Source organism: Komagataeibacter melaceti (assembly GCF_003403295.1).
GTDB classification, from domain to species: Bacteria; Pseudomonadota; Alphaproteobacteria; order Acetobacterales; family Acetobacteraceae; genus Komagataeibacter; species Komagataeibacter melaceti.
Genome location: NZ_QUWV01000045.1, coordinates 79085 through 96717, shown reverse-complemented (window position 1 = coordinate 96717; position 17633 = coordinate 79085). Strand labels below are relative to the sequence as shown.

The window sequence follows — 17633 nt, the reverse complement described above, 5'->3', positions numbered from 1 at the left end:
CCCCTGACCCACCCTGCCCGCCGGCCCCTGTGCCGGCGGTTTTGCTATGGGCAGGGCGCACACCCGCGTACCCTGCCGACATGAAAGATGAAATAGAGATGGATGCCGACCCCAAATGCCCCGCCTGTGGCTGCGAACATGCCTACCCCGATGGCAGCCTGTGGACCTGCCCCGAATGTGGGCATGAATGGAACCCGCAGGACAGCGCCACCGCGCCGGGCAATGACATGGTAATACGGGACGCCAACGGCAACGTGCTGGCCGATGGGGACACCGTAACCGTGATCAAGGATCTCAAGGTCAAGGGGTCATCCCTTGTCGTAAAGGGCGGGACCAAGGTGAAGAACATCCGCCTGGCCGATGGTGGCGACGGGCATGACATCGCCTGCAAGATCAGCGGCATCGGCGCGATGAACCTGAAGTCGGAATTCGTCAAGAAGTCATAACGCCGGCTTTCCGGCAGGCGCTACTCCGCCCCGGCGCGTTGCGGGCGGGGCACCACCGCCATGATGGCCACCCCGGCCAGGGCCGCCACCATGGCCAGCGCAAACGGGCTGCGTGGACCGGCCACCCCGGCCAGCAGGCCGGAAAACACCGCACCGGAGCCTGCCGCAATATCAAAGAACACATCGAACAACCCGATCGCGGAGCCTGAAAACCGCGCGGGCACCTGCCGCAGCACCGGACCGGCCAGCAGCGGATAGGTCAGCGAATACCCGAGCCCCCCGAGGAAGCTGCCCATCGCCGCCCCCAGCGGTCCCGGCGCCAGCCAGATCATGGCCAGCCCCACGGCTTCCGTCAGCATGATGATCGCGACCATGGGCCGCACGTCATGCCGGTCCACATGGCGGGTGCCCACGATACGGGCGAGCATATGCCCCACCCCGAACGCGGCCAGCGCCCAACCGCCCGCATGCCAGCCCTCCGCCGCGTAGAAGATAACCAGAAACGACGAAATCGCGGCAAACCCGATGGCGGATAGCGCCAGCGTCAGGCCCCACACCCATATATGCCCGATCAGGTCCTTCCACCGCGCGCCTGCGTGGCTGCCATCATGCTGTGGTGGTGACGGTGGCTGCGACACGGTCAGCAGCGCGCCGCCTGTAGGCAGGGCGATGGCGACAAGGCAGAGCGTGAAAAACCCTGCATGTGCCTCGATCACATCACCAGCCGCCGCCCCCATGCCCAGCCCGGCGAACATGGCGAACCCCACCCACGACATGGCGGCACCCGCCCGTGCGCGCCCGGCGATGATGACGGCCCATACGCCGCCACCCGTTACCATAAGCCCCTCACCCAGCCCCATGAGCAGGCGGCCCGCCACGATCACGGCCTGCTGGGTCGCGGGCGACAGCACCGGCAGCAGGGCAAGGCTGTAGGCCATGCCCGAACCCGCCGTGCAGACCAGTCCGGCCAGCAGCGTATCACGCCCGCCGCGCCGGTCCGCCATCCGCCCCGCCCAGGGCCGTGTCAGCAGGGTGGCGGCGGACTGTATGCCCATCACGACGCCAATAAGTGTTGTGCCACTTGCAAAACGGGACTGGAATTCCAGCGGCAGGGCTGGCAGCGCCATGCCCATAGCCAGCATGCCGCTGGCTATGGCGAGCATGATGGGAAGCAGGCCGCCACGGGCCGTAACGTGAACAATCATCGCGGGATCGTAATGCATTTCCCACGGGTGGAACAGGGCTGCGCGCCCTCAGTACTTGAACTGGTACAGCAGGCCGATACTGCTGCCGGGGTCGTTTTCGGGGGTGGTAAAGCCGGTCACGTTGCCGCCAGTGCCAACGGTTGTATTGAATTTCAACCGCTTGGTCAGGTCAACCTGCACCTGCGCCTGTGTGCCGGAACCCGATGTGGCCTGCTTGGCCCCGACATACACGCCCCGCATCACATATTTTCCGGCCTCGATCGCCCCGGTATCGTTACCGCCCGACCCGTTGGAGGAACTGCTCATCTGCAACCGGTCCAGATGCAGCGTCTTGCGCACCATGCCCAGCGGGTCAAAGGCGGCCCCGCCGCTCAGCGTCGCCACCGCTGCCGCGATGGAGGCCATCTGCGTGGCTGACAGAGATTGCGAATCCGTACCAAACAGCAGGATGGCAAGAATCTGGTCCTGTGAAAGTGGCGGGGTGGAGGAGAACGTGATCTTGGGCGCGCTGGCGTAGCCGCCCACGTTCAGCCGCGCCGTGCCGTCATTCGTGCTGCGTTCGGCCACGAAATCCAGCGTCGGGTCGATCGCATGGGTCACGCCCACGCCGTTGAAGCCCACCTGCCCCTTGCTGAAGTCGAGCGAAATCCCGCCCAGCGAGAATCCCCCCTTCACCAGCGAGAACGCCCCCGTCACCACCGGCGCGGTGGCCGTGCCCGCCACGTGGATATGCCCGTGCATTTCCGTATTCAGCCCATGGCCGCGCACGTAGAACTGCCCCGGTGAGCGCACATCCAGCCCCAGCCCCACCACGAGGGAGGAGGTATGGGCTTCCTGCTCGGCCTTCTTCTCATCGCCGGGGCGGATCACGTCCAGATGGGCAACCGAAGTGGGCAGGGAATCGGGTATGTTGATGTCCACACGCCTGAGGCTTATGTCGCCCGTCGCATCAATCCGGCTGGAGAGCATGCCCTTCACTCCCAGGTCGCCATCCAGTGTCGTGGTAATGAGGTCACTGGCCAGCGGGCGGGCGTTATCGGCATGGATGCGCAGGTCGATCGGCTGGCCGGGCTGCAGCACGCCATAACTGCCTGATGCTGCAAGCGTGCCCTTGCCCGCCTGCGCGGTCAGGGATGAGATTTCCAGCCTGTCCCCCAGCGCGTTGACGGTGCCATGCAGGGCCGAAAGCTGCACGCCCTGCCCGAAATCATGAAACAGGCCATTTGCCAGCATGAGCGTGCCGTTCAGGCGCGGCTGGCCCAGCGTACCGCGCACCCCCATGGCAACCTGCAGGTTGCCGCCTGCCTGCATGCCCTTGGCCCCCAGATAGGCATTGGATACCGCAAGGTCCACATTCCCCTCGGCCTGGAGGCTGAGCTGCCCGGTCCGGTTGACGGGTGCCGTCCCGCGCAGGCCAAGATTGATCTGGCTCCCGGCCTGAACCCGCGCATCCACCTGCGCCATGCCCACAGTCAGGCTGGCGGTCGCGTCCAGTGACGCAGGCGCAAGGGATGATGTGTAATCGGTATGATATTTCAGGTCCGTACCATGCAGGCTCACCTTGCCCGATGGGTTGGCGGTCGGGCCTGTCAGCCGTGCCTCGGCCGAAAGCGTGCCCTGCGCGTGCAGCCCGGGCATGAACGGTGCCAGCAGGTCGGGGGAAAGGCGGCTGATGACCGCATGCAGGTCCATCGTGGGGCTGATCCGGCCATCCGCCTCGATACTGCCCGCCATCCCGTGCGGCGGCGTCACGCCCAGCCGCAGGTGGCCGATGCTGGTTTCCTTGCCATACGTAATGCTGGCGGGTGCTTCGAGCCGGACCTGCTCACCCCGCGCTGCCGCCACAAGCCGGTTCAGGGCCACGGAATGGGCGGACACATTGGCCAGCAGCGCGGTATCAACCGTGGCGCTGCCGGTCCATGGCGTATTCGCCCCCACCTGCGCCGTGACATTCAGCGCGGAGACCGGCCCCTTCACCACAACATGGCCCTGCCCCCCCATATCGCGGAAACGGGCCTGATCCACCACAAGGTCCAGATCACTCACCGGCGCGCCGACGGGGTCAAGCACCCTGCCCCGCAGCACCAGCCGCCCGATCTGCGCCATGGCCGCGTTCAGCGCGCTGTCCACATTCACATCCAGCGCGGCGGGGGCCGTGGCGGTGGCGCTCGTGCTGTGCAGCACGGCCGACAGGTGGCCGCTCACATCCTGCCCGGTCAGGTCACGCAGGTCCGCCAGCCGCGTCATGTGCAGGTCCAGCGTGCCGGAGGGGACCAAGTGCCCCTTTGGCAGGGTCATGTCCGCCTTGCCCGTCAGGCTTTTCCAGTTCAACTGGTCCACCAGCAGGTGGCGGCTGTCCGCGCCGTCACTGTCCAGATGGGCGGATACGGCAATGGGCCCACGGTCCACCGTGCCCGAAACATCCAGCACCCCCTGCCTGACCTGCGGCAGGTGCTCCATGCGCAGGCTGGCCTGCACATCATCCGCCGCCGTATTGCCCGCGGCGATGCTGGCCTGTGTCTTTATGCTGGCCATCAGGTCATTGAGCGGCCCCAGGGCGCGCAGGTCCGCCTGCATCCGGCCATGCAGGGTCGGGGCAAGCACGTGCAGGTCCGACAGCGCAAGATGGGCTGTGGCATCGACCTGCAATGGCGTACCGGTCACCAGCCGTGTGGGTGTGGCATCCAGCCCCAGCGTCGCGCCATCAAGCGTGAGCGCGGAAAAGACCACCGTACTGCCGCCATGCCGGTCGGTCGTGATGGTGCCGCCCACGTTCAGGTGCCCCTTGTCCCCGATCAGGCCCACGGCGATGGGCATACCGCCATCAAGAACAATATGGCTGTCGATCCCAAATCGCCCTTCCCGCCCCTTTGCTGGCAGGGTCACGTTGCCATCCAGCCCGGCATGACCATGCAGCTTCGCACCACCCGCCGCCGCCAGCGGGGCAAGGTCGGGCAGGTCGGCATGGAAACGCGCCGCCATGGACCGGGCAGTCGTGACCTGCCCGGCCAGATTTACCAGCGGATGCGCCAGTGACAGGTCAACCGGCCCATCCGGGGCATCGGGGTGCCAGACAAGGTCCAGCGTAAGCGGGGCTGCCGCGAACAGGGCCGGCTGCTGGCCGGGAATACGCAGGCCGTCCACAACGGCATGAACGCGCGCGTCTTCCTGCTTTGCCTGCCCCGGGCTGTCCAGCCCTTCGGCCTCCAGATGCAGGGTGGAAAAACCGGCGTCATTGTAAACAAGGCGGTCGATGTCGAGCGATCCCCTGCCCGTGGGGCGGTTGACCGTCCCGCCCAGATGGGCCGCCAGCTTCGCCCCCTGCCAGCCTGCGTCACCTCCGACCATGAGGGCATTGCTGCTGGCCGTGACATCCAGCGCCATATGCTGGTTACCCAGCCCGATCCGGCCATCGGCACGCGCATGGACCACGCCCGTGGCCAGCACAAGGGCAATCCGGGTGTCATCACGCGGGCCGTTCAGGTCCAGCGACAGGTCCAGCGGCGCCAGTGCCTCCTGCCGGGTCAGGCTGGATATGAACCCGTCCGTCCCCTCATGCGCGCGCAGGGTCGCGGCCACGTTTTTACGGTCCAGCCGCAGGTTCAGTTCGGCATGGCCGGGATGGTCCAGCCGGGTCAGGTTCAGGGCGATATCGGCTGGCGGCAGGGTCGCCATGGAAAAATGGTCCAGAACCGGCGCGATGTCGTCCAGCCGCGCATGCCCGTCCAGACCGAACACCGCCGGGATACGGGCAATGGGCGCCCCCACCTCGATACGCGCCACATGCGCGGCGCGGATGTCCACGCCCATATGGACGGTGCCGCCGGACTGCTTTTCAGGCTTCGGGGGGTGGGCGGGATCGTCCTCGCTCAGCCGCGGGATGGACAGGCGCGCCATGGACAGGTTGCTTATGACCGCATGCCGGGTCAGCAGCCGCAGGGGCGACCAGTCCAGTTGCAGGTCATCAATCGAAAGCCATGCCCCGCGATAGTCGTCCAGTTCCAGATGCCGGACATGCAGCGCATCGGGAAAGCGCCCGCCCAGCCCCGCCAGATGCACGCTGCCACCGGTCAGGCCGGGCAGCCTGCGCTCGATCTCGCGCTGGCCCATGCCGGTATTGGCCGCCACCAGCACCATGGCCAGCGCAAGGACGACAAGCCCCAGCGGAATCCCCAGCGCAAGGGCGACCGCACGCAGTATGGTGCGGCGGCGGGAGGATGGCCGGGGCGGCTGGGGCGTGGATGTCGGCTCAGGCATCAGAATGTCTCCCCCAGCCCCACATACAGCTCCCACTTGTCCCCACGCGGCGGACGGTTGAGCGGCACGGCCACGTCCAGCCGCACCGGCCCGATGGGCGTATAATAACGCGCCCCGGCCCCCACGCCCACACGCACGGTGCCATTGAACGGCACATGGTCACCCGTGACCTGACCTGCATCGATAAAGCCCACGGCCCCGAATTTCTGCAATATGCGCTGGCGGTATTCAAACGATCCCGCATCCATGGACGTGCCACCAATGGCGTAGCGCGTATTGGGGAACTGCGGCCCCACGCCCTGGTAACGGTACCCGCGCACAGTGGCGCTGCCACCGGCGTAAAGCCGCTGATCGGGCGGGATGGCGAAGGTCGAGGCCCCTTCCACGTTACCGATGGTGCCGCGAAAGGCCAGTACGCTGCGGCCGGGGCGCGAGAGGCCAAGGTGGCGCAGGTCAAAATAGGTCGAGACCGTGGCCTGCATGATGGTGAAGAACGATGTCCCGTCGGTCAGCGAGGCCGAGGGCGTGATGTTCGCCCCGATGCGCACCCCGTGCGTGGCGGGGGTGATGGGGTTGTCCACGCCGGTTCCGTCATAATTGGCCGAGAGCGGCAGCGACACGATGAAGTAGCTGTTGTCGTTACTCATCTGCTGGATCTGTTCCTGCTCGATCTGCCCGCCAAAGGACACGTTCCAGCGCCGGTTGACATGCCGTACGATACCGATGCGCGCCAGCAGCGCCGTCTGGCGGTAGGAATAGAGCAACTGGCGAATTCCCTCGATGCGTGCGCTCATGTTCTGCTGGCGGGAGCCGAAATCGGGCTTCATCAGGTCGGCATAGAAATCATAGCCCAGCCCCTGCTCGGCCGTGCCGCCCAGCCCGGTGATCAGCGCGGTCAGCTTCAGCCGCTCGGCATTGCCGAACAGGTTGTTATGCGACCACGTTACACCCGCGCGGCCACCCAGGTCGGTTGAATACCCGCCTTCCGCCCCCACGCTGTGGCGCTTGCCCTCGCGGAAGGAGAAATCGAGCGGCATGGTGCCATCAGGCGCCAGCGTATCGCCATGGTTGACCTGCACATCGGAAAATAGCCCGGTAGAGGCAATGTCCTGCCGCGCGCGCTCGATGCGCGATGGCTGGTACAGCTCCCCCGGCGCAATGGTCAGGCGCTTGACGATATAGGACGGGTGCGTGCGCTGCAGCCCCGCAAAATCGAACGCCCCCAGATTGACCACCGGCCCGCGATGCACGGTATAGGCGACATCCAGCGTGTGTGTGTCGGGCCGCAGCCATGCCTGCGGCGTGCCGACATGCGCCAGGGCGTAGCCTTCCTCCGTCAGGGCAGTCTGGAGCGTTGCACCTGCCCCCAGCACGCTGTCCGCCCGCGCGGGCAGGCCCGGCTTCATGCCAAAGGCCGCTGCCTCATCGGTATTGAGATGCACCGCCGCATCGCCCTTGTCCGGCACAAGGCTTACGGTGCCGATGGTGAACTGGACGCCGGGGGTGGCCGTGATGGTGATCTGCGCCTTGTGCCCTGCCGGTATGGCCTGCATCCATTCCGGCAGGTCCGGGTCGCGCCCGTCATGGCTGGCGCCACCATCGGCTATGGCGATGGTGATGGCGCCCGCGTAATAGCCATAGCTTTCCAGCGCGCTGATCAGGCGGGAATAGTCGTTATGGATGCGCCCGGTCAGGGCAAAAGGGCTGACTGCCTGTGTTTTCTGTAGCGAAAGCAGGTCGGACGAGGCATGCAGCGCCGCATCAAGATCGGCATTGCCCGTGGGCCGGATGGTGGTGACATAGGCCTGCGGGTCCGCTGCCATGCCCTTCCCCGCCCATAGCAGGGCAAGGAAAAACATCGTGACCGCATACAGACCTACACAACCGGCGCCGTGCCTGGCACGCGCAGTCGCGCGGCATGCCATGCGGAGATGACGCAATCCTGTCAAACGGTGCCGCCCCTGTTCCTGTCTTCCGTGCGGTTATGGTCCCACTTTGTTATGTCTGCCATTCCCGGCATGCATGATCAAACCGATATTAACGATGTGTCCTTAATAAGTTGCGAATATGGCGAGCCTATGCGCAATCGGGTTACATTATGTGGCAATCCGTCGCGTGCGGGGTATCCTGACTTGACAACCCCCCGGTCCCGGCGCGCATGATCAGGCACGGCAGGAAGGGGTTGCCGCGCCCGGCACCCCCACCAGATGGACCGGGAGCGCGGATGGGCAGGCCATTTGTTCCTTGGCATATCGGCGGCAGGGCTCTTGACCGCACGCGCGCGAGCTACGATGTGTTGCGCCCGTTAGCGGGGTTGATGCCCGCGATGATGCCCCCCGTGACGATGCCCAAGGATACCTGACCCGTGAACAGCCTTTCTCCCCGCCCCGGCATGGCGCAGCCCGAACCCGTGACACCGTCCGCCAGGGGGCTGCATGTCATAACATGGGGCTGCCAGATGAACGTGTATGACAGCGAACGGATGAGCGATGTCCTGCGCCCGCTGGGCTACCGAGCCGTGGGCACGCCGGATGCGGCGGACATGATCATCCTCAACACCTGCCATATCCGTGACCGCGCGGCGGAAAAGGTCTTTTCCGAGCTCGGCCGCCTGCGTCTGGTCAAGGAGGAGCGCGCGACCCGCGGCATGAACACGGTACTGGCGGTGGCCGGCTGTGTGGCGCAGGCCGAAGGCCGGGAAATCCTGGCGCGCGCGCCCTATGTCGATATCGTGCTCGGGCCGCAGACCTATCACCGCCTGCCTGAAATGGTGGCCCGCGCCGCCCGCGCGGCGGGTGCGGTGATCGAGACGGACTTCCCCGTCGAGCAGAAATTCGACTTCCTGCCCGCCGAGCGCGTGGCCCCTGCTGGTGGTGCGGCGTTCCTGACCATTCAGGAAGGGTGCGACAAATTCTGCTCCTTCTGCGTCGTGCCCTATACGCGCGGCGCCGAAAGCAGCCGCCCCGCCGCCGCCGTGCTGGCCGAGGCCCGCAGGCTGGCCGCCGCTGGCGTGCGCGAGATCACGCTGCTGGGCCAGAACGTCAACGCCTATCATGGCGAGGGGCCGGATGGCGGCACATGGGGGCTGGCGCGCCTGGCCCGCGTGCTAGCCGATGAGGTGGGGATCGAACGCATCCGCTACACCACGTCCCACCCGCGCGACATGGAAGATGACCTGATCGCCGCGCATGGCGACCTGCCCCAGCTCATGCCGTTCCTGCACCTGCCGGTGCAGTCCGGCTCCGACCGGGTGCTGGCTGCCATGAACCGGGGGCACACGGCCGATGAATACCGCGTGCTGGTGGACCGCCTGCGCAGTGCGCGGCCCGACCTTGCGCTGTCGTCCGACTTCATTGTCGGCCATCCCGGCGAGACGGATGCGGACTTTGCCGACACGATGCGCCTGATCCGCGACATCGGCTTCGCGCAGGCCTATTCCTTCAAATATTCCTCACGTCCCGGCACGCCCGCAGCCGGTGCGGGCGCACAGGTGCCCGAAGACGTGAAAGATGCGCGCCTGCAGGAACTTCAGGCCATCCTGCGCGTGCAACAGGATACATTCAACGATGCAACCGTGGGCCGGGTCACACCCGTGCTGTTTACGGGGCGCGGGCGCAAGCCAGGCCAGATTTCGGGCAAGAGCCCGTGGTTGCAGGCGGTGAATGTGGAGGGCCCGGACAGCCTGATCGGCCGGGTGGCCAATGTGGACATCCGCCATACATACACCAACTCCCTTGGTGGTGTCCTGACAGAGGAGACAGACAGGGCTTGAGAGAACAGACACAATCCACGCTCCACGCCCCCCGCCGCACTGGCGGGCGACGTACCCCCGCTGACACGGTGGCGAACGACCGCACCGTGACCATGCAGTTTGAGGATAACGCGCTTCTGGCCCAGCTTGTGGGGGATCACGACCGTCATCTCCTGCACCTTGAACGTGGATTTGATGTCCGGCTGTCTTGCCGTGGCAACCGCATCGCCATTAGCGGCGCGGCCCAACGGGTCGGACTGACACAGGGCACGCTGGCTGAACTCTACCGCCGCGCCAGCGCGGGCCAGACGGTGGATACCGCCGCCGTCGATACCGCCATCCGCCTGGCCGCCCACGCCTTTTCCGCCCCACCTGCCGCCACGGGGGACCTGCCCGCCATGCAAGATGTCCGCACGCCCGTCATTCCCGCCGCCCCCTCGCTTGCGGACCTGCCCAGCATCATGACCCGCCGCGGCCCCGTCGTGCCGCGCTCGATCGGTCAGGGGCATTACATGGCCATGCTGGCCCGGCAGGAAATGGTCTTCGGCCTTGGCCCGGCGGGCACGGGCAAGACCTACCTTGCCGTGGCGCAGGCGGTGGCCATGCTCCAGGCCGGGCAGGTGGACCGGATCGTGCTGTCACGCCCCGCGGTGGAAGCGGGTGAGCGGCTGGGCTTCCTGCCCGGTGACCTGAAGGAAAAGATCGACCCCTACCTCCGCCCGCTCTATGACGCGCTGCACGACATGATGCCGGGCGATCAGGTGATCCGCCGCATGGGCACGGGCGAGATCGAGGTCGCGCCCCTCGCCTTCATGCGCGGGCGCACGCTGGCACACTGTTTTGTCATTCTGGACGAGGCGCAGAACACAACCCCCGCCCAGATGAAGATGTTCCTGACCCGCATGGGGGAAGGCACGCGCATGGTCATTACCGGCGACCTGAGCCAGGTTGACCTGCCGCGCGGCGTGACATCCGGGCTGCGCGAAGCTGTCGAAACACTGGACGGCCTGCCCGGGATCGGCATGATGCGTTTTGAATCACGTGATGTGGTGCGTCACCCGCTGGTGGCGCGTATAGTGGAGGCTTACGATCAGCGTGCCGGGGCGCAACACCGCCCGCATCGCGCGCGATCGCAGCAGGAGAACGATGAAACCTCGAAGTAGCACAGGCCCCGCCCAGCATGGCGGGGTCGCGGATGCAGCGGGACGGGCGACCATGCCCGTCCTTCCGGCCGGGATGGACGAACCCGATGTAACCGTGGCGGACAGGCGCTGGAACCGCGCCGTCCGCCACCCCGTCCGTCTGGTCACGCGCGCGGTGGACGTGGCGCTGGCGGCCACCGGCTGCCACGGGCCGGTCACGGTCGTACTGGCGGATGACCGTCTGGTGCGGCAGATGAACTGGCGGCATCGCGGGCGGAACAAGGCCACCAATGTCCTGACATTCGAATACGCGCCCATGCAGGCGCGCGGCGGTGTGTGGGGTGGTGACATCATCATCGCGTTCGAGACCGTCCGGCGCGAGGCACGGGCGGCGCGGCGCGACATGGCCGCACACCTGGCGCATCTGGTCATTCATGGCGTCCTGCATCTGGCCGGGTATGACCACCACCACCCCGGCGAGGCGCGGGAGATGGAAATGTGCGAAGCCCGCCTGCTGTCCGGCCTTGGCGTCGCCAACCCATGGAAGCAGGGCCGGATGGCCGGTGCGCGGGAGCGACGGTCATGAGCCGCCCCGGCACGGATGCGGCGGACGGCGCGGAACCTCCGTCCGGATCGCGCGGCAAGGGATTGCTGTCACTGTTCAGCCGCAAACGCGGCGATCAGGGCCTGCGCCATTCCATTGCCGCGCTGGTCAAGGAAGCTGATGAGGCAGCGGAGGAAGGTGATCCCCGCTCCTCCGAACTCGACCGGCAGGAGCGTGCCCTGCTGGCCAACGTGCTGCGCCTGCGCGGCATCACCGCCGATGACGTGATGATCCCGCGCGCCGACATCGTGGCCATGCCGGTCAGCATCAGCCTTGATGAGGCGCTGGCCATGATGCGGCGGGAAAACCATTCCCGCATGCCGGTCTATCGCGAGCAGCTCGATGACATTGTCGGCATGATCCACGTAAAGGATCTGATCGCCTATGTCGGCACGAGCGAGGCCTTCCGCATGGAGCCGCTGCTGCGCCAGCCGCTGATGGTGGCGCCGCAGCTTCCGGTGCTCGACCTGCTGCTGCAGATGCGCCTGCGCCACGTGCATCTGGCGCTGGTGATTGATGAGTACGGCGGGATTGACGGCCTTGTCACCATCGAGGACCTGATCGAGACGATCGTGGGCGACATCTCGGACGAGCATGACGAACCCACCGTCAACATGATCCGTGAACGGCCCGATGGCACGCTGGATGTCGATGCCCGCACCCCCGTCGCCACGTTTGAGGAAAAGGTCGGCCCCGTCCTGACGCGCGATGAGCGGGAAGCCGAAATCGAGACCGTGGGCGGCCTCGTGTTCCGCCTTGCCGGGCATGTGCCCACGCGGGGCGAAATCGTAACCCATGAAAGTGGCATGGTTTTCCGTATTCTGGATTCGGATGCCCGCCACATCCGCAACGTGCGCGTGCGGCTGCCGCCCAAGGAAAGTACCTGACACCCGCCCCGCCGGGATACCCGCGCCCCGGTGGCGCGCATCCCGGCGGGCGGATGGATTTACGCAGGCCGCCCGCCTCTTTACACTCGCGCCGCCGGGGATATGCCCCACCCTGATCCATACCGGAGAGTTACCCCTGATGCCTATCAAACGCCGCACCCTGCTTGCCCTTGCCCCCGCGCTGCTGACTGGCGGCGGCCTGCTGTCCAGCCGGGCCATGGCGCAGGCGGCCGATCCGCGCATGTCGATCCGGGCGGCGGGCAACCCTTCGGCCAAGGTGCATGTGGAGGAATGGTTCTCGCTCACCTGCACGCACTGCGCGCGCTTTGCCGCCGAGGTCTTTCCCGAAATCCGCAGCAAGCTGATCGACACGGGCAAGGTGTACTACATTTTCCGTGATTTCCCGCTGGATGGCGATGCGCTGACCGCCGCCATGGTCGCCCGCAGCCTGCCGCCCGAACGCTATGAGGCCTTCGTGCTCGCCCTGCTGTCCAGCCAGGACCACTGGGCCTTCCAGCAGGGCGTGGACCATACCGAGGAAATCGGGAAGATGGCCGCCCTCGCGGGCATGTCGTCCGATCTGTTCCAGCAGACCATCCATGACGAGGGCCTGCGCCACGCCATCATGGAGGAGGAGGATCGCGCCCAGATGCAGTACAAGATCGACGGCACCCCCACCTTCCGCTTCAACAACCGCGAACAGGTCTCGCAGGAACTGAGCTACGAGGAGTTCGCCAAGAAGGTCGAGGCGGCGGCAAATTGATCGCGGCCATCACATCATGACCGCCCGTTTCGTCCGGCTGCGCATTGCCGGGTTCAAGAGCTTTGCCGACCCGACCACCGTGGACATCCTGCCCGGCCTGACCGGCATTGTCGGGCCGAATGGCTGCGGTAAGTCAAACGTGGTCGAGGCCCTGCGCTGGGTGATGGGGGAAACCAATGCCCGCACCCTGCGCGGGGGCGAGATGGATGACCTCATCTTCGCAGGTACCACGGCGCGGGCCGCGCGCAACATGGCCGAAGTCACCCTGACGCTGGAGGGTGCTGCGGAAGTCGCCCCCCCGCCCTTTCAGGGGCAGGATGAACTTCAGGTCTGCCGCCGGGCCGAACGCGGTGGCGGCAGCAACTACCGCATCAACAGCCGCACCACGCGCGGGCGCGACGTGCAGACCCTGTTTGCCGATCTGGCGTCGGGTGCCCGATCCTCGGCCATGGTCAGCCAGGGGCGCGTTTCCGCGCTGGTCAATGCACGGCCCGAAGAACGCCGCACCATTCTGGAGGAAGCCGCCGGCATTACCGGCCTGCATGGCCGCCGGCACGAAGCGGAACTGAAACTGCGCGCGACCGAGGCCAATCTGGCGCGCGCGGAAGACCTGCGCCTGCAGCTTGAGGCCCGGCTGGGCGACCTGCAGGAACAGGCGGAACAGGCTGGCCATTACCGCGAACTCTCACAGGGCCTGCGGGAGGCGGAAACCGCCCTGCTCGCGCTGCTGCATGCGCGCGCGCATAACGGCGTGGCGGAAAGCGAAGCCGCCCTGCGCACCGCCCGCACCGACCTGAAGGCAGCGGAAGAGATGGCGGAAACCGCCGTCATTGCGGATTATGAGGTCAACCAGACCCTGCCGCAGCTCCGCGCGCAACTGGATGAGCGACGTACCGCGCTGGAACGCTTCAAGGTGCGCGCGGAAACCATTGCCGATGAACTGGCCCACGCCGAATCCGCGCTGACGCAGGCGGCCACCCGCCTTGCGGAATGTGAGGCCGCGCAAGTGGCGGCCCTGACCCGCCGTGACGATGCGCAGGCCATGCTGGCTGGCCTTCATGCCGAACAGGCCAGCGTGGAGGAACGACTGGCCGCCCTGCCCGCCCTGCGCGAAGCGGGACAGGCGGAATGTTGGGAACTGGCGCAGGGCGTGGCGGAACTGTCCGCCCGGGTGGAACAGGCCACCACCACCCTGCGTGAAGCCCAGCTCCAGAGCGCGCAGGCGCGTGAGGTGCTGGATACGGCCACCGCCGCGCATGAACGCCTGGCCACGCAGCATGCGGCGCTAGCAGATGAAATCGCGGCCCTTGAGGCCGACATGCCCGATGCGGATACGATTGCGCGGCATGACGGGCATATCCGCCAGGCTGAACAGCAGGTTGGTGAAACCCGCACCCTGCGTGAAGAAGCCACCCGCACCCATTCGGAAGCCGTGCTTCAGGCCGGTCTGGCCCGCAACGCCGCCACCGAAAGCCGCCGCCTGCACGAACAGGCCACGCAGGACATCACCGCCACGCGCAACAGGCTCGACGCACTGGAACGCGACGTGACCACCCTGCGCGACCATGTGGAAAAGGCACGCGCCGCACTGGTGCCCGAAGCCGAGCGCCAGCGCCTGAACGCGGTAGTAGCGCAGGCCGATGAACAACTGGTCCATATCCGCACCGAACTGGCCAGCGCCGAAAAGGAACGCGCCCGGACCACGCAGGCCGAGATACAGGCCAATGCCCGGCTGAAGGAAGCCCGTTCCACCCGGCAGGCAGCGGAAGAAGCGCTACACGGCGCACAGGCCGCGCACACCCGCGCCGGTCAGGCCGTGGAGACACTCTCGGCCAGTCTGGAGCAGTTGCGCGCGCAGGCCGTGCCCGACGCCGTGCTGCAACAGGCCATAACCCGACGCGAGGATGCAGCACGGGCGCTGGAAGCCGCACGGACAGCCATGACGGCGGCTGAAACAGCCCTCATGACCGCTACGGATGCGGAAGAAGCCAGCACCGCCCGGCTGGCGCAGGCACGCGCCAGCCTGTCCGGGCTGGAGGCGGAAGCCGACGGTCTGGCCCGCGCGCTGCAAAGCGATACGGAACAGGCCCCGGCCACCGGTGTGACGCTGGCTGAAAGCCTGCACGTACCCCCCGGTCTGGAAACCGCCCTGGCCGTAGTGCTGGCGGACGGGCTGGACGCCACGGTCGATGGCGCGGCCCCGCGCGTATGGCATGACCTGCCGCCGGGCGCGCTGCCGCCTTTCCCTGCCAGCGGCATCACCCCGCTTTCCACCCTGCTGGACGCACCCGCCGCGCTGTCGCGCGCGCTGGGCGTGGCGGGCCTGCTGGAAGATGGCGTGGATGGCGCGTCCCTCCAGCCTGCCCTTGCACCGGGGCAATGCCTTGTCACGCGGGAGGGCGCGCTGTGGCGCTGGGATGGCTATACACAGGCCCCCAACCTGCCGGGGCGTGCCGCCCTGCGCCTGAAACAGTTGGGCCGCCTGCGTGAACTGCGGGCCGAACTGGAACAGGTACGCGCCGGAATTCCCGCGCTGGAGCAGGATGGCGCAGCCACCGCCGCCGCCCGCCAGCAGGCGGCACAGGCATTGGCGCAGTGCCGCGACGTGCGCGTTCAGGCCGAAAACACCCTTGAAACCTGCCGAAGCGAGGAAGCCACCCTTTCACGCCAGCATGCCACCACTGCCGCGCAGATCAGCACCCTTGCCGTGCAGCAGGACACCGCCCGCGCCGCGCTGACGGAGGCCGAAGCCGCCCTCGCCCGCGCGAAAGCGCACGAGGCCACCCTGCCCGACCTTGCGCAACTGGCCCATGCCCAGCAGGAAGCCGCACGCGAAGCAGCGGACGGACAGGCGCGGGAAAACCACCTGCGCACCAGCCGCCAGCAGGCGGAAGCAGCGCTGGAACAGGCCCGTCAGGCCATGCAGGCCACCATGGCCAGCCATGGGGAGGCCGAAACCCGCCTGCACGCCATGCAGCCCGAACTGGCCCGGCTGGAAAATGACCGCAATGCCCTGCGCACGGAACTGGACACACGACGCGAGCACCTGGCCACCCTGCCAGCGCCTGACGTGGCCGAGGCAGCAGCCCGGACAGCCAGTGCGGAAGCAACCGCCGCCGAACAGGCCCTGAAAGCCGCGCGGGAGGCTGCGGAAAAAGCCGTTGCCGATCTGGACCACGCCCGCACGGCCCGCGCGGCGCTGGAACAGAAGACACGCGACACGGCCGCGCGGCTCGAAGCGCGGCGTGCCCGGATGGCCGACCTGTCCCACGCGCTGGAACAGGCAGGGACAGCCGTACAGAGCGCACAGGCGCGCCTTGAGGCCCTGCCCGACGCCACGGAACTGGAGCGGGCGCTGACGGAACTGCGGGAGCAGGCCACCACCCTGCGCGCGCGTGAACAGGAAAGCCGGGATGCACTTGCCCGCCTGCAGGCGGAAGAAACCGCATTGCACCAGCGCCTGACCACCGCCACGCAGGACCGGACGCAATGGGCCGCTCGCGTGGAAGCCGCGACACTCGAAGCAGAGGCCGCACAGGCCCGCCTGCACGCGGCACAGGCGGAACATGAACGTCTCGCGCCGCAGCCCGTGGCGGTGCGCACGCGGCGTGACGCCATCACCACCGAACTGGAACGCCACGCGGCGGACCATGATCAGGCCGCCCAGGCGCTGCAACAGGCGGAAACCCGCCTGACCGAACTGCAGCAGGGCCGCCAGATGGCGGAAGAAACCCTGACTGCCGCGCGCGAGGCACTGGTCCGGGCCGAAGGCAGGCGCGAACAGGCCGATCAGCTTCTGGCGCAGCTACAGGCGGATTCCTCGCCCCCCGCAGGGGTCGTTGCGTCCGACCTGAGCGTTGCGGCCGAGACCAGCCTGCGCCGCAAGGTCTCGCGCCTGAGCCGCCAGCGCGACGAACTCGGCCCCGTCAACCTGCGTGCCGATATCGAGGCACAGGACGCGGCAGGCCGGATCGACACCATCCTGCATGAACGTGACGAGCTGCAATCCGCCATCGCGCGCCTGCGCGGCATGATTGGCCAGCTCAACCGTGAGGGCCGCGAGCGGCTCATGGCCACGTTTTCCCAGATCGACCAGCATTTCCAGTCGCTATTCAGCCGCATGTTCAATGGTGGCCGGGCGCATCTGGGCATGATTGGCAATGATGACCCGCTACAGGCGGGGCTGGAAATCTATGCCCAGCCGCCGGGCAAGAAGCTGGCCACGCTGTCGCTACTGTCCGGTGGGGAACAGGCACTGACGGCGCTGTCGCTCATTTTTGCGGTATTCCGCTGCAATCCAGCACCCGTATGCGTGCTGGACGAAGTTGACGCCCCGCTGGATGACGCCAATGTGGGCCGGTTCTGCGCCCTTCTGGCCGATATGGTGGCCGAGGCGGGCACGCGCTTCCTTGTCGTCACCCACCACCAGTTGACCATGGCGCACATGGACCGGCTGTATGGCGTGACCATGCAGGAGCGCGGGGTCAGCCGCGTACTCTCGGTCGATCTGGAACGCGCCACCGAAATGGTGGACGAGGACCGCCCCACCGCACCGTAAACCGGCGCACAACCACAATG

The 17633-nt window shown here is 67.0% G+C and carries 10 protein-coding genes; 7 read left to right on the top strand and 3 right to left on the bottom strand.

The window, feature by feature from the left end; all coding sequences use genetic code 11:
* Positions 1-98: 98 nt before the first annotated feature.
* The gene (locus DY926_RS06325; protein WP_116702595.1) at positions 99-446 is read left to right on the top strand and encodes a zinc ribbon domain-containing protein YjdM; all 348 of its coding nucleotides are present in this window, start codon (positions 99-101) and stop codon (positions 444-446) included.
* A 20-nt stretch (positions 447-466) separates the two neighbouring features.
* On the opposite strand, the gene DY926_RS06320 is transcribed toward DY926_RS06325, so the two are convergent.
* The 3 genes from DY926_RS06320 to DY926_RS06310 are packed head-to-tail and all read right to left on the bottom strand — an operon-like array spanning position 467 to position 7848.
* The gene (locus DY926_RS06320) at positions 467-1651 is read right to left on the bottom strand and encodes an MFS transporter (RefSeq protein ID WP_241503086.1); all 1185 of its coding nucleotides are present in this window, start codon (positions 1649-1651) and stop codon (positions 467-469) included.
* A gap of 48 nt (positions 1652-1699) precedes the next feature.
* Entirely contained in the window at positions 1700-5908 is a 4209-nt protein-coding gene (locus DY926_RS06315) for a translocation/assembly module TamB domain-containing protein (protein WP_116702593.1), read from the bottom strand.
* Positions 5908-7848 (bottom strand): autotransporter assembly complex protein TamA, encoded by a 1941-nt coding sequence (locus DY926_RS06310; RefSeq protein WP_116702592.1) that lies wholly within the window; start codon positions 7846-7848, stop codon positions 5908-5910. The genes DY926_RS06315 and DY926_RS06310 overlap by 1 nt, the downstream gene beginning before the upstream one ends.
* Before the next feature lie 452 nt (positions 7849-8300).
* On the opposite strand from DY926_RS06310, the gene miaB reads away from it, so the two are divergent.
* From miaB to DY926_RS06280, 6 genes are all read left to right on the top strand, one after another.
* A complete protein-coding gene (gene miaB / locus DY926_RS06305; RefSeq protein ID WP_241503088.1) occupies positions 8301-9680 on the top strand; it encodes a tRNA (N6-isopentenyl adenosine(37)-C2)-methylthiotransferase MiaB in 1380 nt (459 codons plus the stop codon).
* A gap of 86 nt (positions 9681-9766) precedes the next feature.
* Complete coding sequence (locus DY926_RS06300; RefSeq protein WP_116702609.1) at positions 9767-10822, top strand: PhoH family protein; 1056 nt, start codon at positions 9767-9769, stop codon at positions 10820-10822.
* Positions 10823-10874: 52 nt separating this feature from the next.
* Positions 10875-11387, top strand: a complete 513-nt coding sequence (ybeY, locus tag DY926_RS06295) for an rRNA maturation RNase YbeY (RefSeq protein ID WP_116702590.1) — start codon at positions 10875-10877, stop codon at positions 11385-11387.
* Positions 11384-12292: a hemolysin family protein gene (locus tag DY926_RS06290; protein WP_116702589.1), complete on the top strand. Its 909-nt coding sequence runs from the start codon at positions 11384-11386 to the stop codon at positions 12290-12292. The genes ybeY and DY926_RS06290 overlap by 4 nt, the downstream gene beginning before the upstream one ends.
* Positions 12293-12431: 139 nt before the next feature.
* Complete coding sequence (locus DY926_RS06285; protein ID WP_116702588.1) at positions 12432-13055, top strand: thioredoxin domain-containing protein; 624 nt, start codon at positions 12432-12434, stop codon at positions 13053-13055.
* 16 nt (positions 13056-13071) lie between these two features.
* Positions 13072-17613 (top strand): AAA family ATPase, encoded by a 4542-nt coding sequence (locus tag DY926_RS06280; RefSeq protein ID WP_116702587.1) that lies wholly within the window; start codon positions 13072-13074, stop codon positions 17611-17613.
* Positions 17614-17633: the final 20 nt, after the last annotated feature.